Annotated in this window: 1 protein-coding gene; it reads right to left on the bottom strand. The window is 70.6% G+C overall.

Features of this window, described 5'->3' with window-relative positions:
* Positions 1-527: AMP-binding protein (locus SM452_RS30410; RefSeq protein ID WP_463841227.1), on the bottom strand; the 527-nt coding region annotated here is incomplete at its 3' end.
* Between the last annotated feature and the right edge of the window lie 132 nt (positions 528-659).

Below are 659 nucleotides of genomic sequence, written 5' to 3'. Positions count from 1 at the left end.
CCGAGGCCGAAGCGGCGTCGCATCCGGGACACGTGCGCGGCCATCGCCGCCCGCGACACCCCGACACCCTTCGGCCGGCCGGTCGAGCCCGACGTGTAGATGACATACGCCAGCTGGCCGCCGTCCACCGGCACACCCGGGTCGTCGTCACGGCCACCATCGGGCAACTCGCCGTCCAGCACCACGCTCACGCCGAGGTCGGAGGTCAGCAGTTCCCGCCGCTGCGCCGGCCAGGAGGGGTCGATCGGCACATACGCGCCACCCGCCTTCAACACACCCAACACCGCGACCAACATGTCCACCCCACGCGGCAACCGGACACCCACAAGCGACTCCGGACCCACACCACGACCCCGCAACCACCACGCCACCCGATTCGCCCGCGCGTTCAACTCCCCGTACGACACCACCCCACCCGCGGCAACCACCGCCACCGCACCCAGACCACGACGCACCCGCTCCTCGAACCCCACCACCGGATCCACCACCCGGCCCACCACCTCCGGCGCACCGAAACGCCGCAACACACCCCGCTCCCCCGACGGCAACCCCAACCCACCAACCCGCACACCCGGATCAGCCACCACCGCCACCAACAACTCCCGACACCGACCCACCAACCGACCGATCGACACCGCATCGAACAGATCCGTCCGGTA

The sequence above is a fragment of the Micromonospora sp. SYSU B005 genome, assembly GCF_055362685.1.
This window is presented reverse-complemented; position numbering and strand designations above follow the sequence as displayed.